Raw genomic sequence first — 13,568 nt, forward strand, 5'->3', positions numbered from 1 at the left:
CATGGACATGGATTTCACGCCCGAGGAAGAGGCGTTCCGCGAACAGGTGCGGGCCTTCTTCCGCGACGAGCTGCCCGCGGACATCGCCGCTAAGGTCGCGCTCGACGAGCGCCTCGGCAAGGCCGACATGGCGCGCTGGCACGCGATCCTTCAGGCGCGCGGTTGGCTCGCCGCGGGCTGGCCGAAGGAACATGGCGGACCGGGCTGGAGCGCGATGCAACGCTACCTGTTCGAGTTCGAGAGCGCCATCGCGCAGGCGCCACGCATCATCCAGTTCGGCCTCAACATGCTCGGGCCGGTGCTCATCCGCTTCGGCACCGACGCGCAGAAGCGCCGCTGGCTGCCGCGCATCCTCGACGGCCGCGACTGGTGGTGCCAGGGCTATTCGGAACCCGGCGCGGGCTCGGACCTGGCCTCGCTCAAGACCACGGCGGTGCGCACCGCCGACGGCTGGGTCGTCAACGGCCAGAAGACCTGGACCACGCTGGGTCAGCATGCCAACATGATCTTCTGCCTGGTGCGCACCGACCCGTCGGCGCGCAAGCAGCAGGGCATCAGCTTTCTGCTCATCGACATGAACTCTCCCGGCGTCGAGGTGCGTCCGATCATCACGCTCGACGGCGAGCATGAAGTCAACGAAGTTTTTTTCACCGAAGTGCTTGTGCCTTTCGACAACCTCGTCGGCGAGGAGAACGCGGGCTGGGACTGCGCCAAGTACCTGCTCACGCACGAGCGCAGCGGCATGGCGGGCGTCGGCTATTCCTATGCCGCGCTGCACCGCCTGAAGCGCGCGGCGGCCACGCTCGCGCGCAACGGCCGGCCGCTGCTCGCGGACCGCGACTTCATTGCCCGCCTGGCGCGCGTGGAGATCGCGCTACAGAACATGGAGACGACGAACCTGCGGCTGCTCTGGGCGTCAGCCATAGGGGCGGCCCCGGGCGTCGAGAGCTCGATGCTCAAGATCCAGGGCACCGAGATCCGTCAGCAGATCAATGCACTGATGTTGCGCGCCATGGGCCCGCATGCGCCGGTTTTCGCCAACGACATGACCGATGCCGCCGGGTTGGACCTTGCCGGCATCGGGCCCGGTAGCGCGCCGCGCGCGGCCATCACCTGGTTCAACAACCGCAAGCTCTCGATCTTCGGCGGCTCCAACGAAGTCCAGAAGAACATCATCGCCAAGACCGTGCTGGGACTGTGAGGCCACTGCCATGAACTTCGAACACACGCATGAGCGGCGCCTGCTCGCCGAAAGCATGTCGCGCTATGTCGCCGAGCGCTACGGCGAGCCTGCGCGCCGGCTGGTGCCGCGGGCGACCGGCTTCGATCCGGTCCACTGGCGGGCGCTGGCTGAGATCGGCGTCGTGGGCGCACTGTTCGGCCCCGATGACGGCGGCCTCGGCGGCAGCGCATTCGACCTGATGGCGGTGTTCGAGGCGATCGGACGCGGCCTGGTCTGCGAGCCTTTCCTGGCCACCCTCATGGCTGGCCGGGCGCTGTCCCATGCCGCTGACGGGGCGCATGCGGCGCTGCTTGCGGGCATTGCAGAAGGCACGGTGCTGGCCAGCCTCGCGCACTGCGAGCCCGGCGGCCAGTGGGATCCGCTGCAGGTCGAATGCAGCGCCCGCCGCGAGACCGATGGCTGGGTGCTTGACGGCCTCAAGGCCGGCGTGCCGTGGGGCGGCGAGGCGCAGGTGCTGCTGGTGTCGGCGCGCACCTCTGGAGCGCCGGGCGACAGGGCCGGCCTCTCGCTGTTCGCGGTGCCGGTGCCGACCACGGGACTAGCGCTGTGCGGGCATCCCGACTTCGACGGCGGCCGTTCGGCCGATGCCGTGCTCCGCAGCGTGGTGCTGCCGGGCGACGCGCTCGTTGGGCGCGAGGGCGAGGCCGCCGCGGCGCTCGAGGCCGGGATCGGCTGCGGCATTCTGGCCGTGTGTGCCGAGGCGGTCGGCGCGATGGATGTCATGCTGGCCAGCACGCTCGACTACCTCCGGACGCGCAAGCAGTTCGGCATGCCGATCGGCGGCTTCCAGGCGGTGCAGCACCGCATGGTCGATCTCATGCTGCACCTGGAGCAGGCGCGCTCCGCCACGATCAACGCGGCCGTGCACCTCGATGCGGCCGGGCGCGTGTGCGAGCGCCATCTCGCCGCGGCCAAGTTCACCGCAGGCACCGCGGCGCTGGCATTCGCCGAGGAGTGCATCCAGCTGCACGGCGGCATCGGCATGACCTGGGAGCTGCCGCTGGCGCACCATGCGAAGCGGCTCGGTCTGCTGAACCTGCAGCTCGGCGATGAAGACTTCCACCTGGCGCGCTACGCCGCGGCCATGGATCCGGCGCCGCCCGCGCTGTAGCCGCTGTCCTGCATCAAGCGTGGGATCGCGCTGGCATGGCGCAGGGTCGCGGGCACGAAAACTGCCGTCACCTTCAACCCCCTGCCTGGAGACGCCCCGATGCTGGACGACATGAAGATCCACATTCCGCAAGACGATGAGCGCATCGACATCACCGACCTGAAGGAGGTCGACTACTGGACCAAGACGTTCGGGGTCGACGAGGCGCGCCTGCGCATGGCGGTGGCCTCTGCGGGCACGATGAAGGACGATCTTCGGATCTACCTCGGCCTGCCCTGACGGGCGCGCCGGGCCAGGGTCCGGCCGCATAATCCGCCGATGGCCGAATCGAAGATCGCGATCTATGGTGCCATCGCGGCCAATGTCGCGATCGCCGCCACCAAGTTCGTGGTCGCCGGCGTCACCGGCAGTTCGGCGATGCTGTCGGAAGGCATCCATTCGGCGGTCGACACCTTCAACGGCGTGCTGCTGCTGGTCGGCATCCGGCTGAGCAAGCGGCCCGCCACGCCCGAGCATCCCTTTGGCCACGGCAAGGAGCTCTACTTCTGGAGCTTGATCGTCGCGGTGCTCATCTTCGGGCTCGGCGGCGGCGTGTCGCTGTACGAAGGCATCCAGCACATCCGCCACCCGGAGCCGATGCGGGACCCGACATGGAACTACGTCGTGCTCGGCCTGGCGGCGCTGTTCGAGGGCACGAGCTTCTTCATCGCGCTGCGCGAGTTCCGGCGCCAGGCGCGCGGGGCGCCTTTCTGGCAGGCGCTCGGCCAGAGCAAGGACCCGACCACTTACACCGTGCTGGCCGAAGACTCGGCCGCCCTCGCGGGCCTGGGCGTGGCGGCGCTCGGCATCTACCTGAGCCATCGCCTCGACATGCCGGCGCTCGACGGCGCCGCATCGGTGGTGATCGGGCTGCTGCTGGCGGGCGTGGCGGTGCTGCTGATCAGCCAGGCGCACGGGCTGCTGATCGGCGAAGGCATCCGCCCCGAGACTGCGCGCACGATCCGCAGCTTCGCGATGCAGCAGCCCAGCGTGCACGACGTCGGCCATGTGCTGTCGATGTACATCGGGGCGAACGAGGTGCTGGTCGTCGTCGACCTGAATTTCAAGGAGGGCACCGCCACCGGCGATGCGGCCGATGCGATCGCCGCCATCGAGCAGCAGGTGCGTGCGCGCTACCCGATGATCCGGCGCCTTTTCATCGAGGCGAGCGAAGAAGTAGAAGCGCCCGTCGGCGTTGGCTGACGGGCGCTGCGGTATTTGCCTGAGCCAGCGCCCGGTGGTGCGCGTCCACTGTGGCGACTCACCCAGGAGATCGCCAAAATGAACACCCCGTCGCCCCCGCAGCAGCACAAGCGCACCCCCGACGAACCGGAGATCACGCAGGAGGAGTCCGTGCCCACGGACGGGCGCGACATCGAAGGCGAGGAGCAGATGAAGGAAGTCGGCAACGAGAAGCTCCGGGAGCCCGGCGATGCCGAACGCAAGACGCCGGAAAAGTCGTAGCCCGGCAGCCCGCGCGGCGCCGTGGCGTTGTCTTCTGCGGAAGAAGGGTGATGCCCTACAACCACAGCATCGCTGCCATTGATACAAATCCTCCTCGGGCCAGCACGGCCTGAACGATCGCTAAAAACAGAACAGAAAAGGACTGTCTGTCCATACGATGGAGGAAAGAAAATGAAACACGACGGTGCGGCTGATACGGCTCCGCAGGAAGAAGCCCTGATGAAGGTCGGCGTTCCCGGCCTCGACGATGTGCTCGGGGGCGGGCTCACGCCGAGCCGCCTCTACCTGGTCGAGGGAACGCCGGGTGCCGGCAAGACCACCATCGCGATGCAGTTCCTGCTCGAAGGCGCGCGACGCGGAGAATCGGTGCTCTACGTCACCCTGTCGGAGACCGCCCAGGAACTCAGGGGCGTGGCCCGGTCGCACGGATGGGACCTGGGCGGCATCGAGGTGCGAGAGATGCTGCCGTCGGAAACCGCGTTGGCGCCCGACGAGCAGTACACGATGTTCCATCCCTCCGAGGTCGAGCTCAGCGAGACGACGCTGAGGATCCTGACCGACGTGGACGTCATCAAACCCACCCGCGTGGTCTTCGATTCGCTGTCGGAACTGCGCCTGCTGGCCGGCAATTCGTTGCGCTACCGGCGCCAGATCCTCGCGCTCAAGCAGTTCTTCGCAGGCCGCCAGTGCACCGTGCTGCTGCTGGACGACATGACGGCGACGAAGCACGACCTTCAAGTGCAGAGCATCGCGCATGCGGTGCTGCGGCTCGAGCAGTCCCATTCCGACTACGGCGTTGCGCGGCGCCGGCTGCTGGTCAGCAAGTACCGCGGCCAGCAGTTCCGCGGCGGCTACCACGACTACCGCATCGAACGCGGCGGGCTGCGCGTGTTCCCGCGGCTGGTGGCGGCCGAGCATGCTGTGGCAACGAGCCAGGTGCGCATCCCGAGCGGTATCGGTGCACTCGATACGCTGCTCGGCGGCGGCATCGAGCGCGGCACGAGCACGCTGTTCGTCGGGGCGCCCGGCACTGGCAAGTCGACCGTGGCGGTGCAGTTCGCCATTGCCGCGGCGCAGCGCGACGAACACGCGGCGCTCTTCATCTTCGACGAGAGCACCCACACGCTGCGCACACGCTGCCACAGCATGGGAATGGACCTTGGCCGGTACATCGATTCGGGTCATATCCGCGTGCGGCAGGTCGATCCGGCCGAGCTCTCGCCAGGCGAATTCGTGCACCTGATCCGGCTCGCCGTGACCGAGGCGCATGCTGCCGTGGTGGTGATCGACAGCCTCAACGGCTACCTCAACGCCATGCCCGACGAGCGCTTCCTGATCGTGCAGCTGCATGAGTTGCTGTCCTACCTCGGGCAGGCAGGCGTCGCGACACTGCTCGTGGGCGCCCAGCACGGGCTCATCGGCATGCAGATGCAGACGCCGGTGGACGCCAGCTACCTTGCGGATGCGGTGGTGATGCTGCGCTATTTCGAGCACGACGGAGAAGTGCGCCAGGCCATCTCGGTGCTGAAGAAGCGCGGCGGCGCGCACGAGCGCACCATCCGCGACTTCGCAATGACCGACAGCGGGCTCCAGGTCGGCGAGGCGTTGCGCAACTTCAGGGGCATCCTCACGGGCATTCCCATTCCGATCGACAGCATCCAGCGCACGCCGTGAGTTCAGCACCCGCATTCGTCGAGCAGCGCATTCTGCTGCGCACGACCACGTCGAGGGATGCCTTCATGGCAACTGCCGTGCTGGGGCGTGCGAGAGTCGCGGCGCACAGCTGCGCCAGCCTGCGCGAGCTGGTGCACGGTATGCAGGAGGGCGCCGGCGCGATCATGCTGGCGGAAGAAACGCTGTCCGATCCCGCCAGCGCGGCCCTGATCGACGCGCTCGCGACGCAGCCACCATGGTCCGACCTGCCGGTGCTCATCCTGGCGCGCCAGGGCGCAGACTCCGCAGTCGTCGCCGACGCGATGAACCGGCTCGCGAATGTCACGGTCATCGAACGGCCGGTGCGCGTGGCTTCGCTCGTGAGCACGGTCCGAACGGTGCTGCGCGCGCGCAGCCGTCAATACCAGATGCGCGACCTGCTCGACAGCCTGCGCGAGGCCGACCAGCGCAAGACGGAGTTCCTTGCCACTTTGGCGCACGAGCTGCGCAATCCGCTCGCGCCGATGAGCACTGCGCTCACCCTGCTGACGCGCAAGCCCCACGAGCCTTCGGAGGCACTGCGTTACTACGAGCTCATGGGGCGTCAGGTCGACCACATGGTGCGGCTCGTGAACGACCTGATGGAGGTGTCGCGCATCACGCGCGGCAAGATCGAGCTGCGCATGGAGGCGGTGGCGCTCGAAGCCGTGATCAAGGACGCGATCGAGCTGAGCCGCCCGCTACTCGAGGGGGCGAAGCATGGGCTGGAGCTCGAACTCGGCGACGAGCCGCTCATGGTGCGCGGCGATGGTGTTCGCCTCACGCAGGTGTTCTCGAACCTGCTCAACAACGCCGCCAAGTACACGCGGCCCGGCGGCAAGGTCGGGATCGTGCTGCGTCGGGAAGGCCGCAGCGCTGTGGTCGAGGTGCGCGACAACGGCTCCGGCATCGCGCCCGAGATGCTGCAATCGATCTTCGAAATGTTCGTGCAGGTCAGCGGCACCTCGAAGGCGGCGCAGGGCGGGCTCGGCATCGGGCTCACGCTGGTGAAGAGCCTGGTCGAGCTCCACGGGGGCAGTGTCGAAGCCATCAGCGAGGGCCTCGGGCACGGCGCCATGTTCCGCGTGCAGCTTCCGCTCATGCGTGGCGAGGCCGGACTGCGTTCGTCCCCGACACCCGCCATCGGCGGATGGCCCGCGTCGCTGCCCGAGACGGTGCTGATCGTCGACGACAACCGCGACGCGGCCGATGCGCTCGGCGACCTGCTGCGGTCGCTGGGCGCCTCGCCCTGCGTGGCCTACAGCGGCGACGCTGCGCTGCGCTTGGTGGCCGACGGCGAGCGGCCGGGCCTGGCGATCCTCGACATCGGCATGCCCGGCATGGACGGCTGCGAACTCGCGGGCCGGCTGCGTGCCGACCCTGCGCTCGGGGGGCTGGTGCTGGTCGCGCTGACCGGCTGGGGGCAGCAGGGCGACAAGGAGCGCATTGCCGCCGCGGGCTTCGACCACCACCTTCTGAAGCCGCTCGACCTGGCGGCGCTGCTCGCCCTGCTCCAGGAACCGCCATGACGCACGATGCCACCACGCTCCCCCCGGCGGTACCTCCCACGGGAAGACAGGCGCTCTGGCGCCGCTGCCGACGCTTCGCGCTGCCGCTGCTCGGCATCGTGGTGCTGGGCCTGCTGCTGTCGCATGCGCACAAGGTCGACTGGGCCGGTGCATGGCAGGCGCTGCGCCGCTATCCCGCCACGGTGCTGCTCGCGGCGCTCGGCCTCGCCACGATGAGCCATGCGCTCTACGGCTGCTTCGACCTGATCGGCAGGCGGCACACGCGCCACGGCTTGCCCCGCTGGCGGACCTGGGCCATCGCGGTGGCGAGCTATGCCTTCAATCTCAACCTCGGCTCGCTGGTCGGCGGCATCGCACTGCGCGCGCGGCTCTATGCGCGCGCCGGCCTCGACGAGGCTACCGTGGCCCAGATCGTCGGCATCAGCCTGGCCACCAACTGGCTCGGCTACGGGCTGCTGGCCGGCAGCCTGTTCGCGTCGGGCGCCATTGCGCCGCCACGCGAGGCGCACATGGGGGCCGACGCGTTCCGCGCGCTCGGCGTGCTGATGATCGTGCTGGCGATGGCCTACGTGGTGGCCTGCTATTTCCTGCACGGTCGCCACTGGCATGTGAAAGGGCGGCGCCTCGAGCTGCCGTCGGCCCGGCTCGCGCTGGTCCAGCTTGCGCTCTCGAGTGCCAACTGGGCGCTCATGGGTTCGGCCATGTACCTGCTGCTCGGACAGCAGGTGCCCTATGCCACCACGCTGGGCGTGCTGCTGGCTGCCTCGATCGTCGGCGTGGTGACGCCGATCCCGGCCGGGCTCGGCGTGCTCGAGGCCGTGTACCTCGCGCTGCTGTCGGGCAGCGTGCGGCAGGGCACGCTCATGGGCGCGGTGCTGGCCTACCGCGCGGTCTACTACCTGCTGCCGCTCGGCGGCGGCCTGGTGCTGTACCTGCTGCTCGAGCGCCATGCTGCCAACCACCCTCCCGGCGAATAGAAGGACGACAGGCCATGGCGCGCGCAAGCCCCCTGAAACGCTACAAGGAGAAGCGCAACTTCGGCGTCACGCCCGAGCCGGAAGAGGGCGGCGATTCGGTCGTCGGCACGCTGCAGTTCGTGGTGCAGAAGCACTGGGCGCGGCGCCTGCACTACGACTTCCGCATCGAGCTTGATGGCACCATGAAGAGCTGGGCCGTGCCGAAGGGGCCCAGCTACGACACGCACGACAAGCGCATGGCCGTGCATGTGGAAGACCACCCGATCTCGTACAACCAGTTCGAAGGCGAGATACCCGCCAAGCAGTACGGCGCCGGCAAGGTGATCATCTGGGACAAGGGCACCTGGGTGCCAATCGGCGACCCGCGCAAGGGCTACCGGGCAGGCAACATCAAGCTCGAGCTGCACGGCTACAAGTTGCGCGGCAAATGGGCACTGGTGCGCATGCATGGCAAGAAGGACGACAAGCAGGACGCCTGGCTGTTGATCAAGGAGCACGACGGCTTCGCGCGGCCCGCGAGCGAGTTCAGCGTGGTCGACCAGTTTCCCGACAGCGTTGCGGCGCTGCCGATGCCCACTGCGGCGCCCACGGTACCGTCGCCCGCTGCCCCGCCGGCCACCGCGGCAGCGCAACCCGGCGCAAAGGCGCGGCGCGGCAAGGCGGCCGCCGCGGGCAACATGCCGGCCGATGCGGTCAAGGCCGCGCTGCCCGCGAAGCTCTCGCCGCTGCTCGCGACGCTGGTCGACGGTCCGCCGCCCGACCCCAGCAACTGGATCTATGAGATCAAGTTCGACGGCTACAGGCTGCTGGCGCGCGTCGATGTCAAGGGCGTGCAGCTCTTCACGCGCAACGGGCACGACTGGAGCGCGCGCATGCCGCACCTCGTGCGCGCCATCGAGCGCATGAAGCTCGCGCCGTGCTGGCTCGACGGCGAGATCGTCATGCTCGACGACGCGGGCAGCACCGACTTCCAGGCGCTGCAGAACGCCTTCGACAGCGCGAAGACGAACGACATCGTCTACTTCCTGTTCGACCTGCCGCACTACGGCGGCTTCGATCTCACGGGCGTGCCGCTGGTCGAGCGCCGCGCACTGCTGCAGTCGCTGCTGGCCAAGGCGCCGCCCGAAATCCGCTTCAGCGAGGTCTTCGACGCGCCGCCCGAGGACATCGTCGCCTCGGCCTGCAAGATCGGGCTCGAAGGCGTGATCGGCAAACGCAAGGACAGCAGCTATGCGTCGCGCCGCTCGCCCGACTGGATCAAGCTCAAGTGCTCGCGCCGGCAGGAGTTCGTCATCGGCGGCTACACCGATCCCAAGGGATCGCGCGTCGGCATCGGCGCGCTGCTCATCGGCGTGCACGACGAGAAGGGCGACCTCGTCTATTCGGGCGGCGTGGGCGCGGGCTTCAACGACCGCAGCCTCAGGGAGATGCTGCAGCGGCTCGAGCCGCTCGGCATCGACAAGCGGCCGTTCAAGAACCCGACCGAGAACGACCGCCGCGCGCATTGGGTTCAACCCGTGCTGCTGGCCGAGGTGAGCTTCTCCGACTGGACCAAGGACGGCCATGTGCGCCATCCGGTGTTCCACGGCGTTCGCTCGGACAAGCCGGCGAAGGCCATCGTGCGAGAGAAGCCGGTGCACCAGCCGCACGGCGCCAAGCCGGCGGCCGAACGCGATTCAGCGCATGTGCCCGCCGCCACGCTGCCCGCGAACTTCAAGGTCTCGCATGCCGACCGCGTGGTCGATCCGTCCACCGGCATCACCAAGGTGGAGGTGGTGCGTTTCTACGGCCTTGTCGCGCCGCTGATGATGGAACACCTCAAGGGACGGCCCGTGTCCTTCGTGCGCGCGCCGCAGGGCATCGCGGGGCAGCACTTCTTCCAGAAGCATGTGGAGGCCGGCCAGATGAACGGGGTGCGGCAGCTCGATCGCGCGCTCTGGCCTTCGCACCCCGAACTGATCGAAGTGGCGGGCCCGCTCGGGCTGCTGAGCGCGGCGCAAATGAACGTCGTCGAGTTCCATACCTGGAACGGCGTGAAGACGCTGATCGCCAAGCCCGACCGCATGACCTTCGACCTCGACCCCGGCGAAGGCGTGGGCTGGCCGCTGGTGCTGCAGTCGGCCGAGCTGATGCGCGTGGTGTTGCACGAACTGGCACTGCCCTGCTTCTGCAAGACCAGCGGCGGAAAGGGGCTGCACGTGGTGGTGCCGCTCAAGCGCCAGTACGACTGGGACACGGTGAAGGATTTCTCGCAGGCCATCGTGCGTCACATGGCACGCACCGTGCCGCAGATGTTCGTCGCCAAGAGCGGGCCGGCCAACCGCATCGGCCGCATCTTCATCGACTACCTGCGCAACGGCTTTGGTGCCACCACGGTCTGCGCGTGGTCGGCGCGCGCGCGGCCGGGCATGGGCGTGTCGGTACCGGTGGCATGGGACGAGGTGCCGTCGCTCACGAGCGGCGCGCAGTGGAACCTGCGGAACATCCATGCCCGGCTCGACCGAGGCAACGCGCCGTGGGCAGGCTATGCGAAGGCCGCAGTCAGCCCGGGCGCGGCCATGAAGAAGCTTGGCTTCATCAAAGTTCGATGAAGGCCGACGTCGCCTTGTTCAGTGCCAGCCGGCCCTTGGCCGTGATCGACTCCACCTGGGCGAGCTGGCGTATCGCGCGGCCGTCGGGCGCGTGGCTTGCCGGCGGGATGAAGGCCGTCACCAATTCGGCTGCGCGCAGCACGCGCAGGCGGTCGATGTCTGCAGGCGTGTGGACGACGTAGGGCAGCTTCTGTTCGGCAATGACTCGAAGAAACTCCATGGACATGAGCCGTCTCCTTGTCTAGATGGGCACGGAGATCATTCTGCGCAAAATTTCACACTTGTGCCTAATCCCTGCCCAACGCACGACTTTGATACGCCTTTGTGATGCGTAGGAAAGTGTTCATTTTGCTTGCGCCTTGAAACCGATGCGGTGAATTTGTTGCATGCTGCTCGGCTATCGCGCAAACCTTTCGGCGGCGGGCGCCCGGTCGTCCGGAAAAATCTGCCAGAGCGCCACATCGAGGCCTTCGAATGCGGCCCGATAGCGCTCGGCACTGGCGTCCTCGCGCGTGACGTTGCGGATCGCGATGTGCTCGATGCGGCCCGGATGCGCACGCGCCACCTGGCCGTAGATCTCGGGATCGCGCTCACCCGAGTCGCCCACGAGCATGAAGCGGCGCTGCGGAAAGTCGGCCAGCAAACGCTCGATCACCGCGAGCTTGTGCGCTCGCGAATCCTGGTCGCCCGGAATCAACGTGCGCCAGCTGGTGCTTTCGCGCAGGTGCATGCTGCCGGCCGGAAAGTTGGCGTCGCGCAGGAAATCGGCGAGCGCCGGGTAGAGTTGTATCGGGCTTGCCGAGAGGTAGTGAAAGCGCGTGCCGGGCACCTGCGCGAGCATGCGGTAGCCCGCCGCCATGCCGGGCGCGGGCTCGAAGCGGCGGGCAAAGGTGTTCAGCAGCATCTCGCGCCGGTCGCGCACCTGCGTGCGCTTGATGGTGTCGTCGATGTCTGAGATCACCGAGAGGCCCTCGGCCGGAACGACCAGTGCCTGGCCCCTGAAGCGATGCAGCAGTTCGCCGGGGCCGGTGACGGCGTGGAATTTCTGCCATTCGCCGGCCAGCGAGGCCGCGGGAACGTCGACCACCACGCGCAGGTTCATGCGCCCGTCGGCGCCCGAGGGCCGTGTGCTCACGCGCGTGGCGACGCCGTCGAAATCGAGTTCGAACACCTTGCCCTGCTCCGACTCGGCGTGGAACAGCGCGGTGCGCTGGTTGAAGCGCAGCCGCGCCGCGGGCGAGAGCTTCTCCAGGTCGAGGCCGAGGTAGCGCGCGAACACGGCATTGAGGCCCCAGCGGCGCTCGGGTTCGTAGACCCACGCATGCACGTCGACCTCGAGCCGGCCGTCCGGCGTGGGACGTGCGGTACCGGGCAGGAAGAGCGCTTCCTCGTCGGGCTCGAGCGGCTCCGCGGCCAGGAGCCCCTGCAGCGGTGCCAGGCCGACGGCCAGTGCGGCGCCCGCAAGCAGCGCGCGGCGCCCCGGCGCTGCACTCATGCCTGTGGCGCGTCGATGCGTTCGTAGGTCACGAACGCGAAGGGCAGGCCCTCCTTGACCGAGACATGCGCTTCGCGCCGGGTCTCGCGCCACTTCGCGGGCGAGAGCGCGGGCGCATGCGCATCGCCTTCGTAGTCGCGCGCGAGTTCGGTCACGACCACGCGCGAGGCCAGCGGCTCGGCCAGTGCATAGATCTGCGCGCCGCCGATGATCCAGACGTCGGGTACCTGCGTCTCGTCGCAGAGCGCGAGCGCTTCGGCGAGGCTTCCCACGCGGTGCGCGCCTTCGGCCTTCCAGTCGTCCTGGCGCGTGATCACGATGTTGTGCCGGCCCGGCAGCGGGCGAAAGCGCGGCGGCAGCGAATCCCAGGTCTTGCGCCCCATCACCACGGGCGCGCCGGCCGTCTGCGCCTTGAAGTGCACCATGTCTTCGGGCAGGTGCCAGGGCATGGTGCCCTTGATGCCGATCACGCCGTTCGCGGCGCGGGCGAAGATCAAATTGATGCGCGGTGTCGTCATGGCGCGAATCCTCCGCTCACACGGCCACGGGCGCCTTGATGGGCTCGTGGTGTCGGTAGTCGAGCACCTCGAAGTCCTCGTAGCGGTAGTCGAAGATCGAATCGGGGCGGCGCTTGATGTGGAGCGTGGGGTAGGGGTGCGGCGTGCGGCTCAGCTGCAGCGCCACCTGCTCGGCGTGGTTGCTGTAGATGTGGCAGTCGCCGCCGGTCCAGATGAAGTCGCCCACGTCGAGGTCGCACTGCTGGGCCATCATGTGCGTGAGCAGCGCATAGCTCGCGATGTTGAACGGCACGCCGAGAAAGATGTCGGCGCTGCGCTGGTAGAGCTGGCAGCTCAGCTTGCCGCGCTCGCCGCTCGCCTGCGGCGGCGCCACGTAGAACTGGAAGAAGGCATGGCAGGGCATGAGCGCCATCTTCGAGAGCTCGGCCACGTTCCAGGCGCTCACGATGATGCGGCGCGAGTCGGGGTTGGCCTTCAGCGTCTTGACGACCTCCGAGATCTGGTCGATGTGGCCGCCGTCGGGCGTGGGCCAGCTGCGCCACTGCACGCCGTACACCGGGCCCAGGTCGCCGTCTTCGCGCGCCCATTCGTCCCAGATGGAGACGCCGCGCTCCTTGAGCCAGTTGTTGTTGCTCGAGCCGGTCAGGAACCACAGCAGTTCCTGGATGATGGACTTCAGGTGCACCTTCTTCGTGGTCACGAGCGGGAAGCCTTCGTTCAGGTCGAAGCGCATCTGGTAGCCGAACACACTCTTGGTGCCGGTGCCGGTGCGGTCGCCCTTGTGCACGCCGTGCGTGTCGACGTGGCGCATGAAGTCTTCGTACTGGGAGCGGACGGGGCGGGAAGATGTGGGCGTCATGGGCGGTGAAGTCGGTCAGGCGGCAGGCCGGGCGGGGTTTCGAATTTTAA

The 13,568-nt window shown here is 68.1% G+C and carries 13 protein-coding genes; 9 read left to right on the top strand and 4 right to left on the bottom strand.

Annotated features, from left to right (window positions below; all coding sequences use genetic code 11):
- Nucleotide 1 precedes the first annotated feature (1 nt).
- From AC3A6G_RS08535 to ligD, 9 genes are all read left to right on the top strand, one after another.
- Nucleotides 2–1,201, top strand: coding sequence for an acyl-CoA dehydrogenase family protein (locus AC3A6G_RS08535; protein WP_487859831.1), 1,200 nt, complete (start codon nucleotides 2–4; stop codon nucleotides 1,199–1,201).
- Between the two features lie 10 nt (nucleotides 1,202–1,211).
- Nucleotides 1,212–2,354: an acyl-CoA dehydrogenase family protein gene (locus AC3A6G_RS08540; RefSeq protein WP_487873540.1), complete on the top strand. Its 1,143-nt coding sequence runs from the start codon at nucleotides 1,212–1,214 to the stop codon at nucleotides 2,352–2,354.
- Nucleotides 2,355–2,453: 99 nt separating this feature from the next.
- Entirely contained in the window at nucleotides 2,454–2,633 is a 180-nt protein-coding gene (locus AC3A6G_RS08545) for a DUF3606 domain-containing protein (protein WP_487859833.1), read from the top strand.
- A gap of 39 nt (nucleotides 2,634–2,672) precedes the next feature.
- Nucleotides 2,673–3,596, top strand: coding sequence for a cation diffusion facilitator family transporter (locus AC3A6G_RS08550; protein WP_487873541.1), 924 nt, complete (start codon nucleotides 2,673–2,675; stop codon nucleotides 3,594–3,596).
- 78 nt (nucleotides 3,597–3,674) lie between these two features.
- On the top strand, nucleotides 3,675–3,857 hold the full coding sequence (locus AC3A6G_RS08555; protein WP_487859835.1) for a hypothetical protein: 183 nt from the start codon (nucleotides 3,675–3,677) through the stop codon (nucleotides 3,855–3,857).
- Nucleotides 3,858–4,028: 171 nt separating this feature from the next.
- Nucleotides 4,029–5,531 (top strand): ATPase domain-containing protein, encoded by a 1,503-nt coding sequence (locus AC3A6G_RS08560; RefSeq protein ID WP_487859836.1) that lies wholly within the window; start codon nucleotides 4,029–4,031, stop codon nucleotides 5,529–5,531.
- A complete protein-coding gene (locus AC3A6G_RS08565) occupies nucleotides 5,528–7,078 on the top strand; it encodes a hybrid sensor histidine kinase/response regulator (RefSeq protein ID WP_487873542.1) in 1,551 nt (516 codons plus the stop codon). Before AC3A6G_RS08560 ends, AC3A6G_RS08565 begins: the two co-directional genes overlap by 4 nt.
- The gene (locus tag AC3A6G_RS08570; RefSeq protein WP_487873543.1) at nucleotides 7,075–8,055 is read left to right on the top strand and encodes a lysylphosphatidylglycerol synthase domain-containing protein; all 981 of its coding nucleotides are present in this window, start codon (nucleotides 7,075–7,077) and stop codon (nucleotides 8,053–8,055) included. The genes AC3A6G_RS08565 and AC3A6G_RS08570 overlap by 4 nt, the downstream gene beginning before the upstream one ends.
- 14 nt (nucleotides 8,056–8,069) lie before the next feature.
- On the top strand, nucleotides 8,070–10,646 hold the full coding sequence (ligD, locus tag AC3A6G_RS08575) for a DNA ligase D (protein ID WP_487859839.1): 2,577 nt from the start codon (nucleotides 8,070–8,072) through the stop codon (nucleotides 10,644–10,646).
- On the opposite strand, the gene AC3A6G_RS08580 is transcribed toward ligD, so the two are convergent.
- The 4 genes from AC3A6G_RS08580 to AC3A6G_RS08595 all read right to left on the bottom strand — a co-directional run bounded on the left by AC3A6G_RS08580 (nucleotide 10,633) and on the right by AC3A6G_RS08595 (nucleotide 13,518).
- A complete protein-coding gene (locus AC3A6G_RS08580; RefSeq protein WP_487859840.1) occupies nucleotides 10,633–10,872 on the bottom strand; it encodes a hypothetical protein in 240 nt (79 codons plus the stop codon). The genes ligD and AC3A6G_RS08580 overlap by 14 nt on opposite strands.
- Before the next feature lie 171 nt (nucleotides 10,873–11,043).
- Nucleotides 11,044–12,141: a phosphatidate phosphatase App1 family protein gene (locus AC3A6G_RS08585; RefSeq protein ID WP_487859841.1), complete on the bottom strand. Its 1,098-nt coding sequence runs from the start codon at nucleotides 12,139–12,141 to the stop codon at nucleotides 11,044–11,046.
- On the bottom strand, nucleotides 12,138–12,659 hold the full coding sequence (locus AC3A6G_RS08590; RefSeq protein ID WP_487859842.1) for a dihydrofolate reductase: 522 nt from the start codon (nucleotides 12,657–12,659) through the stop codon (nucleotides 12,138–12,140). Before AC3A6G_RS08590 ends, AC3A6G_RS08585 begins: the two co-directional genes overlap by 4 nt.
- A gap of 16 nt (nucleotides 12,660–12,675) precedes the next feature.
- Nucleotides 12,676–13,518 (bottom strand): thymidylate synthase, encoded by an 843-nt coding sequence (locus AC3A6G_RS08595; protein WP_487859843.1) that lies wholly within the window; start codon nucleotides 13,516–13,518, stop codon nucleotides 12,676–12,678.
- Nucleotides 13,519–13,568 lie beyond the last annotated feature (50 nt).

The sequence above is a fragment of the Variovorax sp. Soil_C_26 genome (assembly GCF_057657075.1).

What these genes read in the sequence shown, in the direction of transcription:
- AC3A6G_RS08535 (WP_487859831.1), top strand. Translation starts at nt 2, where the DNA reads ATGGACATGGATTTCACGCCCGAGGAAGAGGCGTTCCGCGAACAGGTG.
- AC3A6G_RS08540 (WP_487873540.1), top strand. Translation starts at nt 1,212, where the DNA reads ATGAACTTCGAACACACGCATGAGCGGCGCCTGCTCGCCGAAAGCATG.
- AC3A6G_RS08545 (WP_487859833.1), top strand. Translation starts at nt 2,454, where the DNA reads ATGCTGGACGACATGAAGATCCACATTCCGCAAGACGATGAGCGCATC.
- AC3A6G_RS08550 (WP_487873541.1), top strand. Translation starts at nt 2,673, where the DNA reads ATGGCCGAATCGAAGATCGCGATCTATGGTGCCATCGCGGCCAATGTC.
- AC3A6G_RS08555 (WP_487859835.1), top strand. Translation starts at nt 3,675, where the DNA reads ATGAACACCCCGTCGCCCCCGCAGCAGCACAAGCGCACCCCCGACGAA.
- AC3A6G_RS08560 (WP_487859836.1), top strand. Translation starts at nt 4,029, where the DNA reads ATGAAACACGACGGTGCGGCTGATACGGCTCCGCAGGAAGAAGCCCTG.
- AC3A6G_RS08570 (WP_487873543.1), top strand. Translation starts at nt 7,075, where the DNA reads ATGACGCACGATGCCACCACGCTCCCCCCGGCGGTACCTCCCACGGGA.
- ligD (WP_487859839.1), top strand. Translation starts at nt 8,070, where the DNA reads ATGGCGCGCGCAAGCCCCCTGAAACGCTACAAGGAGAAGCGCAACTTC.
- AC3A6G_RS08580 (WP_487859840.1), bottom strand. Translation starts at nt 10,872, where the DNA reads ATGTCCATGGAGTTTCTTCGAGTCATTGCCGAACAGAAGCTGCCCTAC.
- AC3A6G_RS08585 (WP_487859841.1), bottom strand. Translation starts at nt 12,141, where the DNA reads ATGAGTGCAGCGCCGGGGCGCCGCGCGCTGCTTGCGGGCGCCGCACTG.
- AC3A6G_RS08590 (WP_487859842.1), bottom strand. Translation starts at nt 12,659, where the DNA reads ATGACGACACCGCGCATCAATTTGATCTTCGCCCGCGCCGCGAACGGC.
- AC3A6G_RS08595 (WP_487859843.1), bottom strand. Translation starts at nt 13,518, where the DNA reads ATGACGCCCACATCTTCCCGCCCCGTCCGCTCCCAGTACGAAGACTTC.